Here is a 21,498-nt window from a genome sequence, read left to right on the forward strand (position 1 = left end):
GAAAGCGTGCCCACCAATTCCATCGATTCATCGTAGAGATCGTGGGCACGGCGCAAGAGCGCCTTTGCCCTCCCTACGAGAGCCGGGCGCGACGTGAAAACCGCACCCTCCTCACGCTCAAGTCTTGCTGCGCATCTTGCCGAGCAGATAATTGTCGTAATAATTCTCCGCGATCTGCGTGTAGAACAGCAGCTCCTTCATATACGCATCGTGGCTGTCCTTGGTGCGCTTGAACAGGTCGCTCTTGGCGGCGAGCTCGTTCAGATGATCCTGGGTCGCGCTGTAGCAGGCTTCCATCACTGGCTGCGGAAACGCTTTCAGTTCCGCGCCGTTGGCGATCAGGCGCTTCAGCGCGGCCGGATTGACGCTGTCATACTTCTCCAGCATCCAGGCTCCGGCAGCCGAGGCCGCCTGGTTGACGATGGCCTGGTACTGCTTCGGCAGGCTCGCCCATTTCTCGTCATTGACGATCATGTGCAGCATCGCGCCGCCCTCCCACCAACCGGGGAAGTAGTAATATTTGGCGACCTTCTGGAAGCCGAGCTTCTCGTCATCGTAGGGACCGACGAATTCAGCGGCATCGATCGAGCCCTTCTCCAGCGCCGCATAGACGTCGCCGCCGGCAAGCTGCTGCGGCACGATGCCGAGCCGCGCCAGCACGTGGCCACCCATGCCGGCGATGCGGAATTTGAGGCCCTTGAGATCGTCGACGGTCTTGATCTCCTTGCGGAACCAGCCGCCCATCTGGGTGCCGGAATTGCCGCAGAGGATGGCGTGGGCCTTGAAGGGCTTGAGAGCCTCGTCGGCGAGCTCAGCGCCACCACCAAAGTACCACCACGATTCCTGATGGCGGTGATTCATGCCGAACGGCACGCCGGTGGCGTAGGCCAGCGCCGGCTCCTTGCCGATGTAGAAATAGAGCGGCGTCTGCGCCATCTCGACCGAGGCGACGCTGACGGCATCGAGCGCCTGCAGGCCCGGAACGAGCTCGCCGGCGGCAAAGGTCTGGATCTGGAATTTGTTGTCGGTGGCCTCGGCAACATATTTCGCAAAGGTCTGCGCCGTGCCGTAGATGGTGTCGAGCGACTTCGGGAAGCTCGAGGTCAGGCGCCATTTGATCTCGGGCGCGCCTTGCGCGATCGCGGGGGCAGCCACCAGCGTCGTCGCGCCGGCGACCGCGCCTCCCTTAAGGAATGTACGGCGTTTCATGTTGGGCTCTCTCCCTCTGAGTCAGGCTTGAAATGGATGGCGTAATCCACCGTCTTCGCGGACCGTTTGCCCGTTCCTGCCATGCAGTTCAAGCCATGTTAAAGGAGGGGCGACTTGCCAAATCGCCGCGTTGCGGATCGCTCAGGCGTCCTCGACAAAGATCGACAGGGCCTGGCGCAATTCCTTGTAGGCGCGCGGTCCGATCTTGGCCGCCAGCGCCTTGTCGCTCTCGGCAGCCGCGGGCCTGAGCCGGGCAAGCAACGCGATACCGGCCTCGGTCAGATAGAGCACGTAGTAGCGGCGGTTGACCGCCGACGCGGTACGCCGCACCAGGCCGCGGCTCTCCAGATGATCGACCAGCCTGCCAAGCCCTGCCCGCTCGATCGACAGCAGCTGCGCGACCGCGAGCTGGTTGACGCCGGGATTGGCATCGATCACGCAGAGCACGGAAAACTGCGCGGGGCTGATCTCGAAGGCCGCCAATTGCCGGCTGAACTCCTTGAAGATCCAGAGCTGCGCCCTGCGGATGCTGTAGCCCAGCAATTGCGTGAGGTCGCCAAGCGCAAGCGGCTTCGCCTTGGCCGGCTTGGTGCCGGACACGGCGCGGGGCGCCGATCGCGACGGCTTTGTCACGCGTGCTGGCCGCTGCGGTCGTGCGATCCGTTTCCTCACCCGTGCCTTGCCTGGCTGCATCGACCCGCATCTTTCGCAGAGCCGGTGCAGGCGCATCCGGCGGATTCGGACAGCTAACCTAACGCAACGTGGCCCGATCGAGAAGCCGGGCGGGTTCCGTCCTCGCATCTACAGCTTCTACGACAGGTTGCACAGCAATATCGCGCGATGCGTCATGTTGACACGGCAACATCGCTCCCTTAAGCATCGTGAAAGCCCGCCGTCATGCGAGCGGGTTCAAGGGGAGCGAAATTCGGTGCCGTCATCGGGGGTGGACGCCGATCCGCATGCCATCGTGCATGCGCGGCGGAACGACTTTGCGCGCGGCCGATGCCGCGCTGGCGCCGACCATGGGCGCGCGAGCTTCTCTTCCAACAACACTATCGCAGATCACGCCGCCAAGCCTTGCCGTCAAGCCTTGCCGCCAAGCCTTGCCGGCTTGCGGCGCGCCGGGCGTGTTCGTTCACGCAGCAATCATGAAACTGGGAGGACATGACATGAAACGACTTTTCCTGGCATCGACGATCATCGCCACGTGGGCGTGGATTGGTCCGCAGGCCACCGCGCACGGATTGCCGCCCAGCGGCGTGGCGCCACGCGCGTCCTGCACTGCCCTCACCGGCCTCACGCTGCCGAATACGCAGATCCTGAGCGCGACGCAAAAGTCGGGCTATTGCAACGTGGTCGGCATCATCAACAAGCGCGTCTCGACCCAGGATCCAGATCACTTCACCTACGGCATCGGCTTTGCGCTCAACCTGCCCAACACCTGGCACGGCCGCTTCGAAATGATGGGCGGGGGCGGCACCGACGGCGGCCTCAATGCCGACCCGCAAGGCGCAGCCGGCGTCGAGGTCGGCCAGGGCTGGGCGGTCGCAGCCGATGACGGCGGCCACGAGGACAATCCGGCCAATGCGGTCGGCGGTTATCAGGACGACGATGCCAATGCCGGCGGCTCGGCGCATTTCGCCATCGATGCGCAAGCGCGCCGCGACTACGGCTACAACGGCATCGAGAAGACCGCGACCACGGCCAAGCAGATCATCTCCTATTTCTACGGCCTCGACACCGTCTATTCCTACATCATGGGCTGCTCGAATGGCGGCCGCGACGCGATGGTGGCGTCGCAGCGCTCGCCCTGGCTGTTCGACGGCGTGATCTCGCAAAACCCCGGCTTCAACCTGCCGCAGGCGGCGCTCGCCGAAGCCTGGAACGAGCAGGTGCTCGGCACGCTCGCAACCAGCAAGGACGTCAACGGCCAGCCGTTCATCCCCGACACCTTCCCGCAGCAGGACCTTCAGGTGGCATCGGCCGCGATCCTGAGCGCCTGCGATGCGCTCGACGGCCTCGTCGACGGCATCATCGACAATTACCACGCCTGCACGGCCAAGAAGGTCTATCCGGCGCTCGCAAGCTACACCTGCGCCACCGGCTCGCACGGCGGCACGCCGCATGGCGGCACCTGCCTCACCAGCGGCCAGGTCGATGCGCTGAAGAAGATCTACGCCGGCCCGGTCAACTCCAGGGGCGAGCGGCTCTATTCGAACTGGTTCTGGGACGCCGGCATCTGGACGCCGCCCTCGGCGCCCGGCGCAGGCTGGCAACTCTGGAACGTCGTCACTGCGCCGGTGCCTGGTGTCAATACCGCGATCAATCTGACGCTCGGCGCCGGTGCGATCCCGATGATCTTCCAGACGCCGCCCGTGGTCACGCCGGTCAACGGGCCCACCGGCCAGGAAGCCTTCGTGTTCAAGTTCAACTTCGACACCGATGCGCCAAAAATCTTCACGAAGACCGCGGCCTATCCGGAGAGCTCGATGGACTTCATGGCGGCAGTCGCAACGGACTTGCGTCCGTTCCGGGCGCGCGGCGGCAAGCTGATCATCTCATCCTCGGTCAATGACGGCATCTTCTCGGGCGCTTCAATCGCCCGCTGGTATCGCCACATGAACCAGCGCATGGACAAGCACGCGACCGATTTCGCGCGGCTGTTCATGGTGCCCAACATGGCGCATTGCGGCGGCGGCGCGGCGACCAACAACTTCGCCACCAACGAGCTCAAGGCTATCACCGACTGGGTCGAGAACGGCATTGCGCCGGAGCGCATCGTCGCGGCCAACACCAACACCGCCTCGCCCTATCCGGCCGGCGGCCTGTTCGACCCGCGTGTTGCCCAGAACTTCCCGACCGGAGGGACGCGGCCGCTCTGCGTCTATCCCAGGATCGCATCGTACAAGGGCAGCGGCCTGACCAGCGATGCCGCCAACTTTGCCTGCGTCGATCCCGGCTTTGGCCGCGGCGGCGACCACGACTTCGACGACGATGACGACGGCCATAGCGGCGACCGGCACTGATCGTTCGTAACTCCGTGTCGTGTCCCGGACGCCCAGCGTCCGGGGCACGGGTTGTTTGAACCCAAGCTCTATCCCCGTCATTGCGAGCGCAGCGAAGCAATCCAGACTGTCTCCGCGGAGAGACTCTGGATTGCTTCGCTGCGCTCGCAATGACGGAGTGTGGGCACCAGCTCGGCCTAAGCCACCTCCTCGTACAGGCCCGCAATAAACTCGCTGAACGTCGGGGCGAGCGGCAGGACGTAACCCCACCGGTCGGACATCGCCTCAGCAAGCGTCCACGGCTTGTCGTATTCGGCGACCTCGTGATCGATGAACCAGATCTTGCCGAAATGCGCCTTGTCGATCGTCATGCAGATCGGGTTGCCGCCGTGATCGCTCATGATCCACAGGAGCTCATCCACGGTTGGCCATTGCGGCGTCTGTCGCGTCTGCACCAGCGAGCATTCGTCGCTCCGTAATCCCAACACCTCCTGGATCGCACCGGCCCAATGCCCTTGCGGCCAGTTGAACTCGGCGGAGCCCTGGAAATAGCCGCCCGCGCAGCCCAGCAGAAACCGGCGATAATCATCCGGCAGACGACACCCGAGCACCTTCTCGAACGATGCAAGCGCGGCCTCGGTCGGCGCTTCGCCGGTGGCGCTGTCGACTCCCGCGATGAATTTGGCAATGTCCATGTAGTCTCTCCTCGGCGCATCTGCGCGCACGACTTCGTCGCGGGCGCAGAGAAGCCGGTTCGAGGAGGAGAGATTGTTTGCCTAAAGCAGCTTCGCGCTCACGAACAAGGCGCGCACGGCATTCGTCGCCTGGACCGCGAGCATGGCGTTGCCGGCAGCGCCTTCCAGCGCCGCGACGGCCTCCTCATGCAGCGAGCGGAATTCCATCCACTCGACCGATTTGAAGTTGGTGAGGAATTGATAGGCCTGGCCGACGGTCGCGATCGCCAGCGTGTCACCGTTCAGCTTGATCTTGAACGTCGTGCGCAGCGGGGTCTCGGAGCTTGCTGGATCACTCATGGGCTGCTTCTGGACGACAACGGCTTAACGAAGGGAAAACGGCAGCCCCGCCGGACCTGGTAAAGATCAGGAATCGGTGCTGGCGCGCTGCGAGGCGGTCGTCGCACCGCTCAGGCTCGGCACCACGACCAGGCGGTTGAACTCGCCATTGTCGTAGGCCTTGAGGAAGCGATCATAGTCCTTGATCGAGACGCAGCCGTTGGAATCGCCGCGCGGGCCGAGCATGTAGGTGTGGGTGAGCAGACCGACGCGTCCGAGCGCACTGGTGCCGTCGGTCGGCGTCATGCGCAGCGCCCGCACGCCGTGGAACAGTTTTTCGCGCGGCTTGAGGTCGTAGGTCGCAGGCGGGGTTGCACCGACCATGCGCTGGTCGACATGATCAGGATCGTCCATCAGCGCGCCCATGCCCGAATGGGCTTCGATCGCGACACCGCTCGGCAAATAGAGCGCCTTGGCCTTGATGTCATAGACCGCCGTCTTCGAATCGTAACCGAGCGCGGCGAGATCCGGCGCCCTGCCCAACAGGCCGTCGCCGGGGGTCAGCGAGGCCAGCCTGATCTTGTCGGTGAATTTCTCGAAGAAGTTGCGGTTGTCGACGCGGGGATTGGCGTCGGCAAAGGCTTGGCTCGAGGCGATCTGCGCGGAGAAGTCGGCCTGGACCGGCCGCGAGCGCGGCATCGGCACGGCGTCGGCGCGTTGCGAGGGCTTTGCAGTCTCTTCGGTTGCGGGCTGATCGTTATCGATCAAGGTCGAACGCCAGTCGTCGCCCTGGAGCTTTTGGGCGAGCATCGCCTTGGCGTCGCGTAGCTTGAGCTGAACCGCGTTCAGGGCGGAGCGCTCCATGGTCCGCAGACCGAGCTCGCGCGCGTTGCTGCCGGACAGCGAGGCGAAACGATCATTGAACGAAGGAGAATTGCCGGGCGGAAGCGCGGCGGCTACGAGCGAGCTCGAATCGCCTGAATTCGACACGCCAATATCCGCGACCCACGCGGCGGCACCCAGCGCCAGCGCGATCGCGGCCATGGACAGTAATATCGTCTCGGCTCGCCCAATACGGCGGCGCGACAACAGCCTGTCGGCGCGTACGCGGTCGGAAACCATCAGATCCCCAAATCGACACCCCCGGGGGACCCAACCCCCACCCGGAGACTCTATACCAGCTACCACATTGGGAGCCAAAAGTTAGGCATAATCGCGGCCGGCAAGCCCTCCGGAGGTACCCAATGACCGATCCTTTCGATCTAGCGCGCTTCCTGGAGGCCCAAGACCCGGTTTTTCGCGCCGTTTTGACGGAGCTAGGCCAGGGCCGGAAGCAAAGCCACTGGATGTGGTTCGTCTTTCCGCAAATCGCCGGTCTCGGCTTCAGCGCCATGTCACAGCGTTACGCGATCGGCTCGCGGGCAGAGGCCAAAGCCTATCTCGCCCACCCCGTGCTCGGCCCACGCCTGACCGAATGCACCCGCCTAGTCCTCGCTGTGCAGGGGCGAACCATCAATGCGATCCTCGGCGCGCCCGACGATGCCAAATTCCGCTCGTCGATGACGCTGTTCGGCGCCGTGTCCGACGATCCCGTCTTCGACGAAGCGCTCGCCAGATATTTCGCCGGCAAGCGTGATGATGCGACGCTGGAAATCCTGGCAGCTCTCGATCGAAAGACCTAGCCGGCACACCTGCGGCGCGAGCAGCGTAAACCCGCGGTTAACAGGCTGCCCCTATTTTCTTGGAGAAAATCATTCTCCACCCGCGCCAATTGCCGGACGAATCATGAAAATCGGTACGCTGCTGACCACCGCCATCGTCTCGCTCTCGACCGTCGGCGGCGGCCTCGCCGTCTATGTCGCCGTGACGAAATACCAGACGATCGAGCGGATCACGGAGGCACAGGGCCGGCTCGCGATCGTCCGCGCCGTCAGCGACATCCCGCGCTATCTCAACCCCGAGCGCGGCTTTGCCACCAACATCCTCTATGGGCCCGCGACCGTCGACCCGGCGCAGCTCGCCGAGCATGACAAGCTGCGCAAGCAGACCGACGGTGCCCGCGACCGGATGAACGCGGTGCGCAAGGAGTTGCCAGGCCCGTTTGACGACGGCACCACCATCGGCAGCAACATCGACAGCCTCAATGCGAAGTTCACCGCGCTCCGCGAAGCCGTCGACAAGGCGATCTCGGGACCGGCGGAAGCGCGCAAGGACGCGGCCAGAAAGATCGTCGCCGACAATGCCGTGCTCAATGCCGGCGTCACCGCGCTGCTCAACGAGCAGGTCCGCCGCATGGCGATTCTCAACGGCGATGCCTACCGCCAGGCGAGCTATGCCAATATCGCGATGACGCTGCGTGACATCGGCGGCCTCAACGCCAGCCTGCACAAGAACCTCCTTGGCTCGAAGAAGATCGCGACCGAGGCCGAGAAAGTCGATGTCGCCCGCACGCAGGGCCGCAACGACCAGCTCGTGATGTCGCTTCAGGAGCTGCGCGGCAACCCGACCACGCCGGCCAATGTCGCAACCGCACTGGAGACGATGAACACCGTCTATGTCGAGGGCTTTGGCCGCGAGCAGAAACTCGTCAAGGACGGCGCAGTCACCGGCAAATACGAGCACGACGTCGACACCTACTACGCCGCATCGCAAGTCGGTCTCGGCGCGATCATTGGCGTCCGCGATGCCTTCTACGACAATGCCGAGCAGATCCTCGCCGGCACGTCTGCCGCCGCGCGCACCAGTTTTACGATCGCACTGGTCGGTTTGCTCGCCGTGCTGATCGCCAGCGCCGGCCTCATCGTAATGGTTCGCCGCCGCGTCTGCGCCCCGATCGTCAGCCTGACGACCCGGATGTCGCGACTTGCCGACGGCGATGTAGCCGAGCAGATTCCCGGCGCCGAACGCTCCGACGAGATCGGCGCGATGGCCGCCGCCGTCCAGGTCTTCAAGGACAACATGATCCGCGCCGACACTCTCGCCGCCGAGAAGCAGGCCGAGAACGACGGCAAGATGCGCCGCGCCCAGGCGCTCGACGAGTTGACCCGCGCCTTCGAGGCCAAGGTCACCGAGCTGATCGGCGGCCTGTCACAGGCGTCCTCCACCATGGAGAGCACCGCGCAGTCGATGACGACCACGGCGGCCCAGACCAACAGCCAGGCCGCGGTCGTCGCCGCCGCATCCGAGCAGACCTCGACCAATGTGCAGACGGTCGCAAGCGCGACCGAAGAGCTCACCTCCTCGATCGCTGAGATCGGCCGCCAGGTCGCACAATCGACCGAGATCGCGGCCCGCGCTGTCGACAACGCCCGTCGCACCGGCGACACCGCGCGTGCGCTTGCCGAGGGCGCGCAGAAGATCGGCGACGTCGTCACGCTGATCCAGAGCATCGCGGAACAGACCAATTTGCTGGCACTCAACGCGACGATCGAGGCCGCCCGTGCCGGCGACGCAGGTCGCGGCTTTGCCGTCGTCGCATCCGAAGTGAAATCGCTGGCCGGCCAGACCGCCAAGGCCACCACGGAGATCTCCGAGCAGATCACGGCGATCCAGACCGCAAGCGACGAGACTGTCACCGCGATCCGCAACGTCGCCGACGTCATCGCCGAGATCGACCAGATCGGCACTGCGATTGCGGCCGCGATCGAGGAACAGGGCTCGGCCACCAAGGAGATCGCACGCAGCGTCCAGGAAGCTGCACGCGGCACCCTGGAGGTCAACTCCAACATATCGGGCGTGCAGCGCGCCGCCGACGACACAGGTAGCGCCGCAAAGGAAGTTCTCGGCGCCGCCGAACAGCTCTCGACGCAGTCGCGTGACCTCGCCGGCCAGTTCGATCGCTTCCTCGGCGAAGTCAGGGCTGCGTAGGCGTAGCTTGGCAGCCCTCTAGCTCAGTACGGCGGCGCCTTGCGCGCCCGCTGAGACTTGGCCGCCTCGATCCACCACAGCAAATCATCGGCAAAGCGCGGGAAGGAGCGCTCCAGCGCCTTGCCGCCCTCACCGATTGGCTCGCTTTCGGCCGACAGGGTCTGCGCGATCGGTCCGACGCCGATGGTGCTCGAGACCACCACCATGCCCATTTCCGACAGTGTGCCATGCCAGGCGGTCGAGGCGCGCGCGCCCGACAGGCGCCCGGCGGAGTAGCTCACAATCGCAGCCGGTCGCCAGAACCACTCTTCCAGGAAGTGGTCGGTGAGGTTCTTCAAGCCGGGCTGGATGCCCCAATTATATTCGCCGGTGACAAAGACGAAGCCGTCGGCACCGCGGATCTGGCCGGCGAGCTTCTCCAGCGCCTCGGGCGCCGTGCCTTTGGCGTATTCCTTGTACATGCGATCGAGCATCGGCAGGCCGATGGCCTTGGCGTCGATGAACTCCACCTGCTCGCCGCGACTGCGCAGGCGATCGATGACGAAATTCGCCAGGCGGATGCCCATGCGGTCGGAACGGTAGGATCCGTAGAGGACGAGAATGCGGTTGCTCATGCCGGCATGCTAGCACGAAACCGGAGCCCGGCCCCAGTCGCTTTATCGCGCTATCGCCGGCGTCTGCGGCCCAGCGTTTCCGAGGGTGTCTCGCCGAACTGGTCGCGATAGCTGCGGGAAAAATCGGACAGATGCCAGAAACCGAAAGCCAGCGCGACAGCCTTCACGCTCTCGGCGCCTGCGAGGAGCTGCCGGCGGACCAGCCACAGGCGGTGGACCCGCAAGTAGCGATGCAGGCTCATGCCGCGATAGCGGCGGACCACATCATGCATCGTGCGGACGGAGAAACCGAGCTTGCGTGCGATCTCCTCGCTATAGATTGGCTGCGACAAATCGTCGGACAGAAGCGCGCGGATGTCCTGGAAGATCTTGAAATTGCGCTCGTCGTTCGCGCGCAAGGTCCATCGTGCGGGGACCAGGCTCTCAAATGCCTGGTCGACGGCGCCGAGCAGAGATTCCTTCATGGCCGCCGCCTTCAGTGGCATCGCCGCGGCCTCAACCGGCTCGGCCGCAACGGCCAGAACCTCCCGAACCACGTCACGCAGCCGGTTCAGACCGGCCGCGGTCGTCTCGTAGATCTTGAAGATTGAAGTCGCCGCCGGCCAACCCCGATCCGTCACCTCCGGCCTGAATACGACCGAGGCGATCTGCCGCTGCACCTCTTCGACCGTGGTGTAGGCAGCGCCGCTGCTGCCAATGACGATGACTGGACGGGCACGCTGCGAACCGTTGAAGCGAACGGGCACGTTGAGGTCGTCCATCATGAAGCCGATCGCCGTGCAGTTTTCGACGAGTTGTGCATCGACAACGCGGGGAAACGCACGCGTCACGTTCACGTCACATCCGGGCAATGACAGGATTGTCTGCTCAGACGAAATGCTCCTGACGAAAGGCGTGAACTGGAAATTCAGGCCCGTATGGCATACCGAAATTCATCGACGTCAGAGAAGCGAAATGTCTTGAGCGCCAACCCGGGCGCATCATCAATACTGTTCATGGCAATTTGAAACGTCGCATCCAAACCGATGCGCGTCCGGCAGCGACGCCGGCTCGATCCCCCTTGTGAGCTGTCCCGTTAGGCCGAAAAAACCATCCGATCTATCCGGACAGTTGGCGAGCGTCCGATCGAAAGAACAAGCCGCCCCATCAAAGCTCGCCAAATTTCGATATCGTTTCCGACGCCGGGGCGGTGCGCCAATACCCACAAGATCAAATTGTATAATCTAAATTAACACCTCTAGGACGCAATGAACCTGTTCGATATTCTAGGTCATTTTTGAATTCAGGCTCCCTGCCATGATGGCAAATTCGCCTGCCGATATTCTTGTTGAGTTGGAAGAAGCGGTCGCAGTCTGCCCGCCGGACCGTTGCGCGCGTATCCTTTCAGGGATTGTTCGCCTGCTCGCGTCCGGTCGCGACAGGCCTCAGGAACTGCTGGTCAACGTCGTCGACAGCGTCTTGCTTCGGCTGGCCGGACGCGTCGCGCCTGCTGCGCTGGCGGAGCTGAGCGAGGCACTTGCCGGGCTGGACATTGCTCCGCAGGCCACATTGCGACATCTGGCATCCCACGATGATCCAGCCATCGCATGCCCGCTCCTGCTGAGATCGCAGGCCCTCACGACCGCCGACCTCACGGCGATCGCGACATCGTGCCGTGAAGCCCACCAACTCGCGATCTCGGCCCGCGACGGGATCGAGGCGGCCGTGACCGAAGTGCTCGCCGCTCGCGGCACGCGCGCGGTTCGCCTGGCCCTGATCAAGAACCCTGGGGCCAGATTTTCCGATGCGGTCTACGCCCTGCTCATCGTGACCGGTGTTGCAGACGACGAGATCACGAAGCTTCTGGCGCTCCGGCCAGGCACGCCGGACCTGGTCTTGCGCAAGCTGCTGTCGGCTTCGCCCGGACCGAAAGCCGCGGCCAGGCCCAATGCCTCCGCCGGGCCACCGGTACAGCATCCCGCACCTGCCGCGCTGAAGCTGCCCTCCTCGGCCGACTATGCGAATGCAAGGCCCGAGATCGTTGCCCTCAACCGTGTCGGGAAGCTCAACGATTCAACGGTGAACCGTTTTGCAATCCGCGGCGAGACCGCCAATCTGTTCACAGCGCTATCGGTGCTGTCAGGCGCTCCGATCGAGATCGTTGAGCACGTCATGGCCGACGAGGATTGCGAGGGCCTGGTGATGGCCTGTCGGGCCTCGCGCCTGAACTGGGCGACCACGCTCGCAATCCTGAGCAACCGCAGCGGCACGCGGCTCTCATTCGCCCAGCGCGAGCGCGCCCAACTCCTCTTCGAGACGCTTCTTCTGTCGACCAGCCAGTGGACGGTGCGCTGGGGAGAAATCGCAGCCAGCGCAGACACACGCGGCGCGGCAATGGGGAAATAGCCGATGAAATTCGATGGCCGCAAGGACCCTCGCGTGAAAATGGATCACCGGCAGCCCGTCAATTTGATGGGCTCGGACGGCACCTGGCGGCGCAGTTGCGTGCTGCTCGACGTGTCGCAAACAGGTGCCAAGCTCGAGGTCGAGGGCACGCTCGACGTGCTGCAGGCCAAGGAATTCTTCCTGGTGCTGTCGTCGACGGGGCTGGCCTATCGGCGCTGCGAGCTGGTCTGGATCGACGGCACCACCGCCGGCGTTCACTTCGTCACGGCGGACGGCAAGAAGAAACCGGCGAGCACGAAGGCCGCCGCCGCGCAAAGCCCCTAGTCAGTAAGGTTCAAGACATCATCAGCTTCGTTCAACTCAACGACAGTCCAGGTCTTCCGTGCAGAACGCGCGAACCATAACCGGCTCCGTCAAAGGCGACGGCAGCATGCGATCAGCACCCTCGGCGCGTCCTTTCGTGCATGTGCTGGCCGATTCCTCGGACAAACTGTCCGGCATCTGCTCGGTGCTCGAGCAGCAGTTCACCGTTGCCGGCGAACGGCTCGACGCGGAAGCCAAGCTGTCGCAAGTCCCATTTGCCGTCGTGATCCGCGCGGAGCTGCGTGACGTCGACAACATCGCGGCGATCAAGAAGCGATCCGCCAGGCTGGCAAAGGCCACCAAGCGCATCTTCCTCGTCGAGCACTCCTCGCACGTCAGCATCTCGCAAGCCTACGCGCTCGGCGCGACGCTCGTCCTCCCCGGCCCGCTCAACAAGATCAAGCTGCTGGCCGCGCTGGCTGATCCAGACGGGTCGGCAGCGGATTCAGCTGGCGGCTCGACATATCAGGACAACGCCGTGGAGACCGCGGCCACCGCCATCTCGTCGATGTTCACGGCCGTCACCATGGGCGAGCCGCTCGACGTTGACGGCACCAAGGACGCCGGCCGCAAGATTGCCGAACGTATCACCGAGCATGGCTTGTCCGAATGGCTCACGACCGTGCGTCGCCACCACGAGGGAACCTACCAGCACTGCCTGCTGGTCACGGGCGTGGCCATCGACTTCGGCCTGAGTCTCGGCGTCGGACGAGCCGATATGGAGCGGCTGTATTCGGCCGCAATGTTCCATGACATCGGCAAGGCGCGGATCCCGCTTGCGATCTTGGACAAGCCCGGCCGGCTCGACGACACCGAGCGCGCCATGATCGAGACGCATCCGGCAGCGGGCTACGACTTTCTCAAGGACCACGAGAAGATCTCGCCGGAAATTCTCGATGCGGTGCGCCACCACCATGAATATCTCGACGGCAGCGGATACCCTGACGCGCTGGCGGGCGGCAGCATCAACGATATCGTGCGCATTCTCACGATCTCGGACATCTTCGCCGCATTGATCGAGCACCGGCATTACAAGCCGACGATGCCGCGGAACGAAGCCTACAACATTCTCTGCGGGATGACGGGAAAGCTGGAGAAAGCGCTGGTCACCTCCTTCAGGGACGTCGCACTCTCGAGGTAACCCGTGCAGGATCGTCGGCCCGGAATGACGTCGCGGATTATCGCGTTCTAGTGCGTCGCCCGGAATTTGATGCGACGCGGGATCGAGCGACAGGCCAGTCCCTCGGCGAGCATCTTCATGTCCTCGCGCTTGCCGCTGCGGATCAGCCTGCCGAACTCTTCAGGGGTGAAAGGAAGACTGGGATCATCATCGATCGGGTGCCGCATCCGCGGACCGAAGAACCATCGAACCAGGCTAGCCAGCCGCCGCATGTCAATTCCCTCGCGCCAGCAACAAACCTACCAGTCCGCATATTGTTCCTCCTGCGCGACGGAGATTGCAAGGGCCGTTATGAGTCCGCACGAAAAAAATCGTCAGGGAATAATCTCCTCCTCTCCTGTTCAGTCGGCGAATCCGACGTAACGTACGAACGACTCGTTGCCTTCGCGATCCGAACGCACGGCGTTCGCGGCGAAGCTATCGTCGGATAGCCCATCGCGACGCAGGTCATGATGACCTCGTCCTCCGAAAACCTTGCGACCTCGCGCCTTCACTGCTGCGAGCACCATCTTCAACCGCGTCACGGGAATTTTTCGGCGATGGACGACGCTCTGGTCAAGGCCATTGCGATCGTCAACGGCTGGAAAAAATGACGCGAGAGCCAAGGCTGCGCCGCGATCCTGCTTGATTGCGCCACGATTCCGGGCTCCAATCCGCGACGCCATTTCTGGTTTAGGGAGACACGCAATGAAGAAACGGATTTTCCTGGCTGCGCTCGTCGCCACCTTTGCGGCGGGCTCGGCCCTTGCGGACGACACCTGCGAGAGCAAGGCGGTCGGCAAGGACGGCAAGGCGCTCGCCGGCGCGGCCAAGACCTCGTTCATGAAGAAGTGCAAGGAAGACGCCTGCACGCCCAAGGCCGTCGGCTCCGACGGCAAGCCGCTCGCCGGTGCTGCCAAGAACAGCTTCATGAAGAAGTGCGAGATGGGCGCATAAGACGCCCGGCGTTCGCGCCATTCTTGAATTTGGTGCTGCTTTCGTAAGCAACCGTTCCACGACTCATCATGCCCGGGCCTGTCCCGCCTCCGAGGCCCAAGCCTCGGAGGCGAGACGAAGGTCCGGGCATTGACGTTCCCGTTTCCAAGAATTGGGACGTCCAAACTTTCGCGGTCTACCCGCACGCGCCGAACGAGCAAACCAAAATCATCTCCACCCTGGACAGAAAGGTTCGGCTGACCGATCATGCGGTGCTGAGTGAAGCGGGGCGCATCGAGAAGACTTCTGGAAAAAGGGTGGTCGAGATGTGGCAGTTTCGAGTGCGGAATCACATGATGGCGACGATGAGCGTGCTCTTTGCACTGCTCGTCAGTCTTGACGCGGCGAACGCGAGGGGCCCAGGTTTGCCCAACGTCATGGTGCTGGCGACCGGCGGCACCATCGCCGGCACCGGCTCGAGCAGCACCACCGTGGTCGGTTACACTGCAGCTACGGTCGGCATCGACACCCTGCTCAACGCCGTTCCCGAGTTGAAGACGGTGGCGAACGTCAAGGGTGAACAGGTTTTCCAGATCGCCAGCGAGAACATGAACAATGACTACTGGCTCAAGCTCGCCAAGCGCGTCAATACGTTGCTCGCGCAGGACGACGTCGACGGCATCGTGATCACGCACGGCACCGACACGATCGAGGAGACCAGCTATTTCCTCGACCTCGTGGTCAAGAGCAAGAAGCCTGTCGTCATTGTCGGTGCGATGCGGCCGTCGACGGCGATCAGCGCGGATGGGCCGATCAACCTGTTCAATGCGGTGATCCTGGCAGGCAGTGAAGAGGCCGTCGGCAAGGGCGTGCTCGTCGCCCTCAACGACCAGATCAACGCGGCACGCGAGGTCACCAAGAACAACACCTCGACCGCGGACACCTTCCGCACGCCCGAGCTCGGCTTTCTCGGCTACATGCAGGGCAACAAGCCGTATTTCTATCGTCAATCGACCCGCCGGCACACGGCGGATTCGGAATTCGATGTCTCCAACCTCGATACCCTGCCGCAGGTCGATATCGTCTACGGCTATGCCAATATGAACCGCGTCGCGGTCGACGCCTTCGTCGCCGCCGGCGCCAAGGGTATCGTGCATGCCGGCGTCGGTGACGGCAGCCTGGCCCGGCCCGCGGTCGAGCCGGCGCTCGACGAGGCCCGCAAGAAGGGTGTCGTGATTGTCCGGAGCAGCCGCGTCGGCAACGGCATCGTCGCGCGCAACGGCGAAGCCAAGGACGACGAGCACGACTTCGTCGTGTCCGATACGCTCAATCCGCAGAAAGCGCGGATCCTGCTGATGCTGGCGCTGACCAAGACATCAGACACCAAGGAAATCCAGCGGATGTTCTATACCTACTAGAGCATGATCCGGAAAAGTGTGAAGCGGTTTTCCGAAAAGATCATGCTCAAACAAAGAGCTTAAGCGCGATGACGATTCAACCAAATCTCATCGCGCTTTAGAGCATCCGAGCGAACGGACGCGCCCTACTCCCGCTTGAAGCGATAATCAAACGCGGCGCCGAACGGTTTGATCAATCCAACCGTCGGCGCCGGAAAATGGATCGGCAGGATCAGCGTGCCGGTGTCCGCGACGGAGGCGAAGAACTTTCGCCGCGACACCGCCGACTGCTTGGCGTCCCAATCCGGCTTCGACGACCACTCCGGCTCGCGGCACTGGATCTGGTGATGCATGAGATCGCCGGCGACCACTGCGCGCTGGCCCTTCGAGAAGATGTTCACGCAGCAATGGCAGGGCGAATGCCCCGGCGTCGGCGTCAGCGTGACGGTGTCGTCGAGCGCATAGTCGTCGTCGACCAGCAGCGCCTGCCCGGCCTCGACGATCGGCAGGCAATTGTCACGGAAGACCGTGCCGGGCGGGTTGTTGCCCTTGGCGTTCTCGGCCTCCCAGGCCGCGTACTCGCCCTTGTGGAAGACGTATTTCGCGTTCGGGAAGGTCGGCACCCAGCGGCCGTCGCGTAACGTGGTGTTCCAGCCGGTGTGATCGATATGCAGATGGGTGCAGAAGACGTAGTCGATCTGCTCGAAGCCGATGCCGAGCGCGAACAATTCGTTGCGCCAGCGTTCCTTGCCCGGAAAGTCGAACGGCGGCGGATGGCCCTTGTCTTCGCCGGTGCAGGTATCGACCAGGATTGTGTAGCGCGGCGTCCGCACCACAAACGTCTGATAGGTGATGACCATCATGCCGCGCGCGACGTCGAAAACCTCGGGCTCCATCGTCGGCAGATGATGCTTGAATACGCGGTCGTCATATCCAGGGAAAAAATCTTGCGGCCGCCGCCATGGCCCTTCCCGCTCGATCACCGCATCGATGGTGATATCGCCGATCCTGAGTTGCTTCATGGTTGTTCGCTCCCCTTCTTGGGGGAGCGTAACGGGCAGCGTTAGCGCGTCAAGGCGCGCCCGCGGAACACTAGCTCCGCAACCCCGGCGCCTCCTGCCCGGTGCGCGCGACGTATTCCGTATAGCCGCCGCCATATTGGTGGATGCCCTCGGGCGTCAGCTCGAGCACGCGGTTCGACAGCGTCGCCAAAAAATGCCGGTCATGCGAGACGAACAGCATGGTGCCTTCGAAATCGGCCAGCGCATTGATCAGCATTTCCTTGGTGGCGAGGTCGAGATGGTTAGTCGGCTCGTCCAGCACCAGGAAGTTCGGCGGATCGAACAGCATCTTCGCCATCACGAGGCGCGCCTTCTCACCGCCTGAGAGCACGCGGCAGCGCTTCTCGACGTCGTCGCCGGAGAAGCCGAAGCAGCCCGCGAGCGCGCGCAGGCTGCCCTGCCCCGCAGTCGGAAACTGGTCTTCCAGCGACTGGAACACGGTGCGCTCGCCGTCGAGCAGATCCATCGCGTGCTGGGCGAAATAGCCCATCTTGACGCTGCCACCCAAGACCACCGTGCCCTCGTCCGGCTCGCTCGCGCCGGCAATGAGCTTGAGCAGCGTCGACTTTCCGGCGCCGTTGACGCCCATCACGCACCAGCGCTCCCTGCGGCGGATCATGAAGTCCAGCCCGTCATAGATCCGCTTGCTGCCATAGCCCTTGTAGACATTCTTCAACGCGACGACGTCCTCGCCCGAGCGCGGCGCCGGCGGAAAGTCGAAGGCCACCGTCTGGCGGCGACGCGGCGGCTCGACCCGCTCGATCTTGTCGAGCTTCTTCACCCGGCTCTGCACCTGGGCGGCGTGCGAGGCGCGCGCCTTGAAGCGCTCGATGAACTTGATCTCCTTGGCAAGCATCGCCTGCTGGCGCTCGAACTGCGCCTGCTGCTGCTTCTCGTTCAGCGCGCGCTGCTGCTCGTAGAACTCGTAATTGCCCGTGTAGGTCGTCAGCGAGCCGGAATCGATCTCGACCACCTTGGAGATCACGCGGTTGATGAACTCGCGGTCATGCGAGGTCATCAAAAGCGTGCCTTCGTAATCGTGCAGGAATTTTTCCAGCCAGATCAGGCTTTCGAGATCAAGATGGTTGCTCGGCTCGTCGAGCAGCATCACGTCAGGCCGCATCAAGAGAATACGCGCCAGCGCCACGCGCATCTTCCAGCCGCCCGAGAGCTTGCCGACGTCGCCGTCCATCATCTCCTGGCTGAAGCCGAGACCGGACAGCGCTTCGCGGGCGCGGCCATCGAGCGCATAACCGTCGAGCTCCTCGAATGCGTGCTGCACCTCGCCATAGCGTGCGATGATCTCGTCCATCTGGTCGGCCTTGTCAGGGTCGGCCATATCGGCCTCGAGCTGGCGCAGCTCGGCCGCGACCTCGCTGACGGGACCGGCGCCATTCATCACTTCGGCCACGGCGCTGTGGCCGGACATCTCGCCGACGTCCTGGTTGAAATAGCCGATGGTGATGCCGCGATCGGTCGAGACCTGCCCTTCGTCGGGCAGCTCCTCGCCGGCGATCATCCGGAACAGGGTGGTCTTGCCGGCGCCGTTGGGACCGACGAGGCCGATCTTTTCACCCTTGTTGAGGGCCGCGGAGGCTTCGATGAACAGGATCTGGTGGCCGGCTTGCTTGCTGACGTTGTCGAGGCGGATCATGAGGTCTTTTCGGGGGGAATTTTGCGTTGCAGCGTAATAGGCCATGCCCTCGCCCAAGGGAAGCCCGGCGGGGTACGGATTTCCTGGGAGGAGTGCTTCTCGGCTGGGGCCTGAAAGACGGGCTTCGGACGCTCCCCCGTTCCGGGTAGGCAGGCGCAGGCCGGCGCGCGCTAGTGCAGGCCTGGATGAAGACGGGAGCGCCGTGCCCCGCGCCGTGATGGGTTCGGCCTGACAACGACACATGAGCGTCGGCTTTCGAGGTTAGAGCGGCGGTCGGAACGTCTGGTGGTGATCGGCGGCTTCTGACCCCATAGCCGACGTCGAGGTTCGGTAACTTTGAACCAACCAATTAACGCGACCAGAAGGGATTTTCTGCCATCAGGTTCCGGGTTTTGAAGGACGTAGGCGCCGCGATGAAGGTTTGGCTGATACGGGTTGCAATTGCCACAGCGGCTGCATCGCTCCTGTTTGATGCGGAAGCTTTTGCTGGCGCGCCGTATTCCGTTTCTGATCATCCTTCGCAAGATGGCCGCTGTATGGGCGATCATGGCGTCGGCGACATTGATCGGTCGGAGAAAGCCTGTCTGGAGCAGGTTGGCGAGCTGGCGCGGCGCGGCGGCCCCGGTTTGCAGTTGAAGTTCAGGAACGGAAAGACGAGAATTTATCTCAACGAAGAAGCGAAGTGTCAGGCCAACGACGCTGACGGCTGCATCAGGTATCAACTAACAGGGTACTTTCCCGAGCACGACCTTGTGTTGATTGAGGTCGATTATTGGGAAGGTGTCAGTTGGCTCCTCGTGAGGGCCAGCACGGGTGACGACGCGGCAATAGTCGCACCCCCACATTATTCGCCGGATAAGCGCTGGCTCGCGTCCGTCGCATCGTCTGTAGGACCTTCCGGACCTCCCAACGGAATGGACGTCGTTCCGAGCACATCCAATCCATCTCTCAAGGAATGGCACTATCGCGCTCCGGACGAGGAGCAATGGCTTTACGAATTTGAGGGCTGGAAAGGGAACACTCGCGTCGAACTTTTAGCATCGTCATTAAATGCGCCCGATCGAAAGGTCTCCGGCTTCATCGAGCGCCGCAATGCCCAATGGCATCTCAGGGGGCCACGATGAGGGTCAGCGCCGCTTCCGCTTGTGGCCCGTCTGAGACCTTGCGATGAACACTGCAGTGTCCGCTCATCGGGGCTGATCGGAAGTCATCGCGGCAATACTAAAAGGACCCGATTGACCAAGGCCGAAAGTCAGGCTGAGGGCGAGCGTGCAGACTTGCGGTGAAAGCGCAATGTGAGTTGCGCCATATTTCTATGCAGCCGGTGAAATGGAGCTAAGCCCATGCGTCGGCGTAACGATATTCCGGCGGCGATTTGGCTCGCGGCGTGAGATCGTCTCTGGAGCAAAGTTCGAGGATCGCAAAAGCTGCTCGCTAACTATTGGGCGTTTTACGTTAGATCGGGATTCCCAGTCGATTTTTGCGCGACATCAAAGCGAACACTTTGTTCGATAGTATGAATACGAACTCTGCACTGATCGCGGTCGCGCCATCAACCAGGGTGAACCGAGTTGGGAGAAACCCTGACTGGCGTGCCGAATGAGCGGTTTGAACTCTTCGACAAGCACCTGAAGCCGCTTGGCTAGAGAGTCGCATTCCAGATGGCCGATTTCCCTGGCGGAATCCCCGGGGCCACTGCATCACGAGAGAGAGGATGAGCCATGAGCGCGGTCCAAGTCGAATCCAACACTGCGCCCCACGCGAAATACGAGCGCCTGATCGCGGCTGCCCGACACGTTTCTCCCGCAACGACCGTCGTCGTCCATCCTTGCGACGAAACATCATTAACGGGCGTCTGCGAAGCCGCCGAAATTGGCATCATCAAACCGATCCTCGTAGGACCGAGTAACAAGATCAGGGCCACGGCGGCCAGACACGATCTGGACGTCGAAAAGTTCGAGATTGTGGATGCGCCGCACAGCGATGCGGCTGCCGCCAGAGGCGTTGAACTCGTCCATGAAGGCAAAGGCGAAGTGCTGATGAAGGGCAGCCTGCACACCGACGAGTTGATGCGGTACGTGACGGCGACCACCAACGGTCTGCGCACGAACCGGCGGATCAGTCACGTCTTTGTAATGGATGTGCCGAATTATGCCGAAACGCTTTTCATCACGGACGCGGCGATCAATATCTTTCCCGACCTCGATGCCAAGCGTGACATTGTGCAGAATGCTATTGATTTGTTTGTCCAGATCGGGCTGGGGTCTCACCCGCGCGTCGCACTGCTATCGGCCGTGGAGACGGTAACAACCAAGATTCCCTCGACGATCGATGCGGCCGCGCTCTGCAAAATGGCGGATCGCGGCCAGATCAACGGCGGCATCCTGGACGGCCCTCTCGCCTTCGACAATGCGGTCGATCCGAAAGCGGCAGAGATCAAGGGCATCAAATCTCCGGTCGCGGGCAAGGCTCAAATTCTTGTCGTGCCTGATCTCGAGGCCGGCAATATGCTGGCAAAGAACCTTACCTTCCTGGCCAAGGCCGATGCCGCAGGCATCGCGCTGGGCGCTCGCGTGCCGATTGTGTTGACCTCGCGCGCCGACACCGTGCGAGCACGTCTGGCCTCTTGTGCCATGGCCGTACTCTCTGCCGACGCGCGACGACGACTCCATCCCGTTCCCGCCGCCTGATGGGCGAGCGCTTGCCGGCAGGTGCCATACCTTCGAGGTCCCTGAAAAGCCGATCCCGACCTCGTAACGGCCGAAGACGGGATTGTCGCCCTTCGCCGGCGCTCTCCCATTTCGACAGCGACATCACGACAAGGACGCGTACCCG

The 21,498-nt window shown here is 62.9% G+C and carries 20 protein-coding genes; 10 read left to right on the forward strand and 10 right to left on the reverse strand.

Annotated elements, in window-relative coordinates; genetic code table 11:
- Positions 1-117: 117 nt before the first annotated feature.
- Positions 118-1,209 (reverse strand): TRAP transporter substrate-binding protein, encoded by a 1,092-nt coding sequence (locus L6637_RS04155; protein ID WP_237869298.1) that lies wholly within the window; start codon positions 1,207-1,209, stop codon positions 118-120.
- 141 nt (positions 1,210-1,350) lie between these two features.
- Entirely contained in the window at positions 1,351-1,842 is a 492-nt protein-coding gene (locus L6637_RS04160) for a MarR family winged helix-turn-helix transcriptional regulator (RefSeq protein ID WP_237858169.1), read from the reverse strand.
- A 536-nt stretch (positions 1,843-2,378) separates the two neighbouring features.
- Here L6637_RS04160 and L6637_RS04165 point away from each other — a divergent pair.
- Entirely contained in the window at positions 2,379-4,235 is a 1,857-nt protein-coding gene (locus L6637_RS04165; RefSeq protein ID WP_237869300.1) for a tannase/feruloyl esterase family alpha/beta hydrolase, read from the forward strand.
- Positions 4,236-4,411: 176 nt separating this feature from the next.
- On the opposite strand, the gene L6637_RS04170 is transcribed toward L6637_RS04165, so the two are convergent.
- From L6637_RS04170 to L6637_RS04180, 3 genes are all read right to left on the reverse strand, one after another.
- Positions 4,412-4,909 (reverse strand): SMI1/KNR4 family protein, encoded by a 498-nt coding sequence (locus L6637_RS04170; RefSeq protein ID WP_237858173.1) that lies wholly within the window; start codon positions 4,907-4,909, stop codon positions 4,412-4,414.
- An 81-nt stretch (positions 4,910-4,990) separates the two neighbouring features.
- On the reverse strand, positions 4,991-5,248 hold the full coding sequence (locus L6637_RS04175) for a hypothetical protein (protein WP_237858175.1): 258 nt from the start codon (positions 5,246-5,248) through the stop codon (positions 4,991-4,993).
- Between the two features lie 66 nt (positions 5,249-5,314).
- Entirely contained in the window at positions 5,315-6,349 is a 1,035-nt protein-coding gene (locus L6637_RS04180) for a DUF2778 domain-containing protein (RefSeq protein WP_377802655.1), read from the reverse strand.
- A 122-nt stretch (positions 6,350-6,471) separates the two neighbouring features.
- Here L6637_RS04180 and L6637_RS04185 point away from each other — a divergent pair, with 122 nt between their 5' ends.
- A complete protein-coding gene (locus tag L6637_RS04185; RefSeq protein WP_237869302.1) occupies positions 6,472-6,909 on the forward strand; it encodes a DUF1810 domain-containing protein in 438 nt (145 codons plus the stop codon).
- Positions 6,910-7,012: 103 nt separating this feature from the next.
- Positions 7,013-9,094, forward strand: coding sequence for a methyl-accepting chemotaxis protein (locus tag L6637_RS04190; RefSeq protein WP_237869304.1), 2,082 nt, complete (start codon positions 7,013-7,015; stop codon positions 9,092-9,094).
- 23 nt (positions 9,095-9,117) lie between these two features.
- Here the strand turns inward: L6637_RS04190 and L6637_RS04195 are convergent, their stop codons facing one another.
- Complete coding sequence (locus L6637_RS04195) at positions 9,118-9,708, reverse strand: NADPH-dependent FMN reductase (protein WP_237869306.1); 591 nt, start codon at positions 9,706-9,708, stop codon at positions 9,118-9,120.
- Positions 9,709-9,758: 50 nt separating this feature from the next.
- Positions 9,759-10,544 (reverse strand): AraC family transcriptional regulator, encoded by a 786-nt coding sequence (locus L6637_RS04200; protein ID WP_237869308.1) that lies wholly within the window; start codon positions 10,542-10,544, stop codon positions 9,759-9,761.
- A 460-nt stretch (positions 10,545-11,004) separates the two neighbouring features.
- Between L6637_RS04200 and L6637_RS04205 the strand changes: the two genes are divergently transcribed.
- From L6637_RS04205 to L6637_RS04215, 3 genes are read left to right on the forward strand one after another with little or no spacing between them, the layout of a single operon-like run.
- Entirely contained in the window at positions 11,005-12,093 is a 1,089-nt protein-coding gene (locus L6637_RS04205; RefSeq protein WP_237869310.1) for a DUF2336 domain-containing protein, read from the forward strand.
- Between the two features lie 3 nt (positions 12,094-12,096).
- A complete protein-coding gene (locus L6637_RS04210; RefSeq protein WP_237858185.1) occupies positions 12,097-12,417 on the forward strand; it encodes a PilZ domain-containing protein in 321 nt (106 codons plus the stop codon).
- 58 nt (positions 12,418-12,475) lie between these two features.
- The gene (locus L6637_RS04215; protein WP_237858186.1) at positions 12,476-13,597 is read left to right on the forward strand and encodes an HD-GYP domain-containing protein; all 1,122 of its coding nucleotides are present in this window, start codon (positions 12,476-12,478) and stop codon (positions 13,595-13,597) included.
- 47 nt (positions 13,598-13,644) lie between these two features.
- Here the strand turns inward: L6637_RS04215 and L6637_RS04220 are convergent, their stop codons facing one another.
- Positions 13,645-13,848 carry a hypothetical protein gene (locus L6637_RS04220; RefSeq protein ID WP_237858187.1) on the reverse strand — a complete coding sequence of 68 codons (204 nt, stop codon included), beginning with the start codon at positions 13,846-13,848 and terminating at the stop codon, positions 13,645-13,647.
- Between the two features lie 475 nt (positions 13,849-14,323).
- Here L6637_RS04220 and L6637_RS04225 point away from each other — a divergent pair, with 475 nt between their 5' ends.
- A complete protein-coding gene (locus L6637_RS04225) occupies positions 14,324-14,572 on the forward strand; it encodes a hypothetical protein (protein ID WP_237858188.1) in 249 nt (82 codons plus the stop codon).
- A 344-nt stretch (positions 14,573-14,916) separates the two neighbouring features.
- Positions 14,917-15,969 (forward strand): type II asparaginase, encoded by a 1,053-nt coding sequence (locus L6637_RS04230; protein ID WP_237858189.1) that lies wholly within the window; start codon positions 14,917-14,919, stop codon positions 15,967-15,969.
- 125 nt (positions 15,970-16,094) lie between these two features.
- Here L6637_RS04230 and L6637_RS04235 read toward each other — a convergent pair whose 3' ends face one another.
- Positions 16,095-16,970, reverse strand: coding sequence for an MBL fold metallo-hydrolase (locus L6637_RS04235; RefSeq protein WP_237869312.1), 876 nt, complete (start codon positions 16,968-16,970; stop codon positions 16,095-16,097).
- Between the two features lie 70 nt (positions 16,971-17,040).
- Entirely contained in the window at positions 17,041-18,663 is a 1,623-nt protein-coding gene (locus L6637_RS04240; RefSeq protein WP_237869313.1) for an ABC-F family ATP-binding cassette domain-containing protein, read from the reverse strand.
- A gap of 413 nt (positions 18,664-19,076) precedes the next feature.
- Between L6637_RS04240 and L6637_RS04245 the strand changes: the two genes are divergently transcribed.
- Both L6637_RS04245 and L6637_RS04250 read left to right on the forward strand, forming a co-directional pair.
- Positions 19,077-19,787, forward strand: coding sequence for a hypothetical protein (locus L6637_RS04245; RefSeq protein ID WP_237869314.1), 711 nt, complete (start codon positions 19,077-19,079; stop codon positions 19,785-19,787).
- 597 nt (positions 19,788-20,384) lie between these two features.
- Entirely contained in the window at positions 20,385-21,353 is a 969-nt protein-coding gene (locus L6637_RS04250) for a phosphate acetyltransferase (protein WP_237858193.1), read from the forward strand.
- The last annotated feature ends 145 nt before the right edge of the window (positions 21,354-21,498 follow it).

Origin of the sequence: Bradyrhizobium zhengyangense (assembly GCF_022012435.1) — a bacterium.
Lineage (GTDB): Bacteria > Pseudomonadota > Alphaproteobacteria > Rhizobiales > Xanthobacteraceae > Bradyrhizobium > Bradyrhizobium zhengyangense.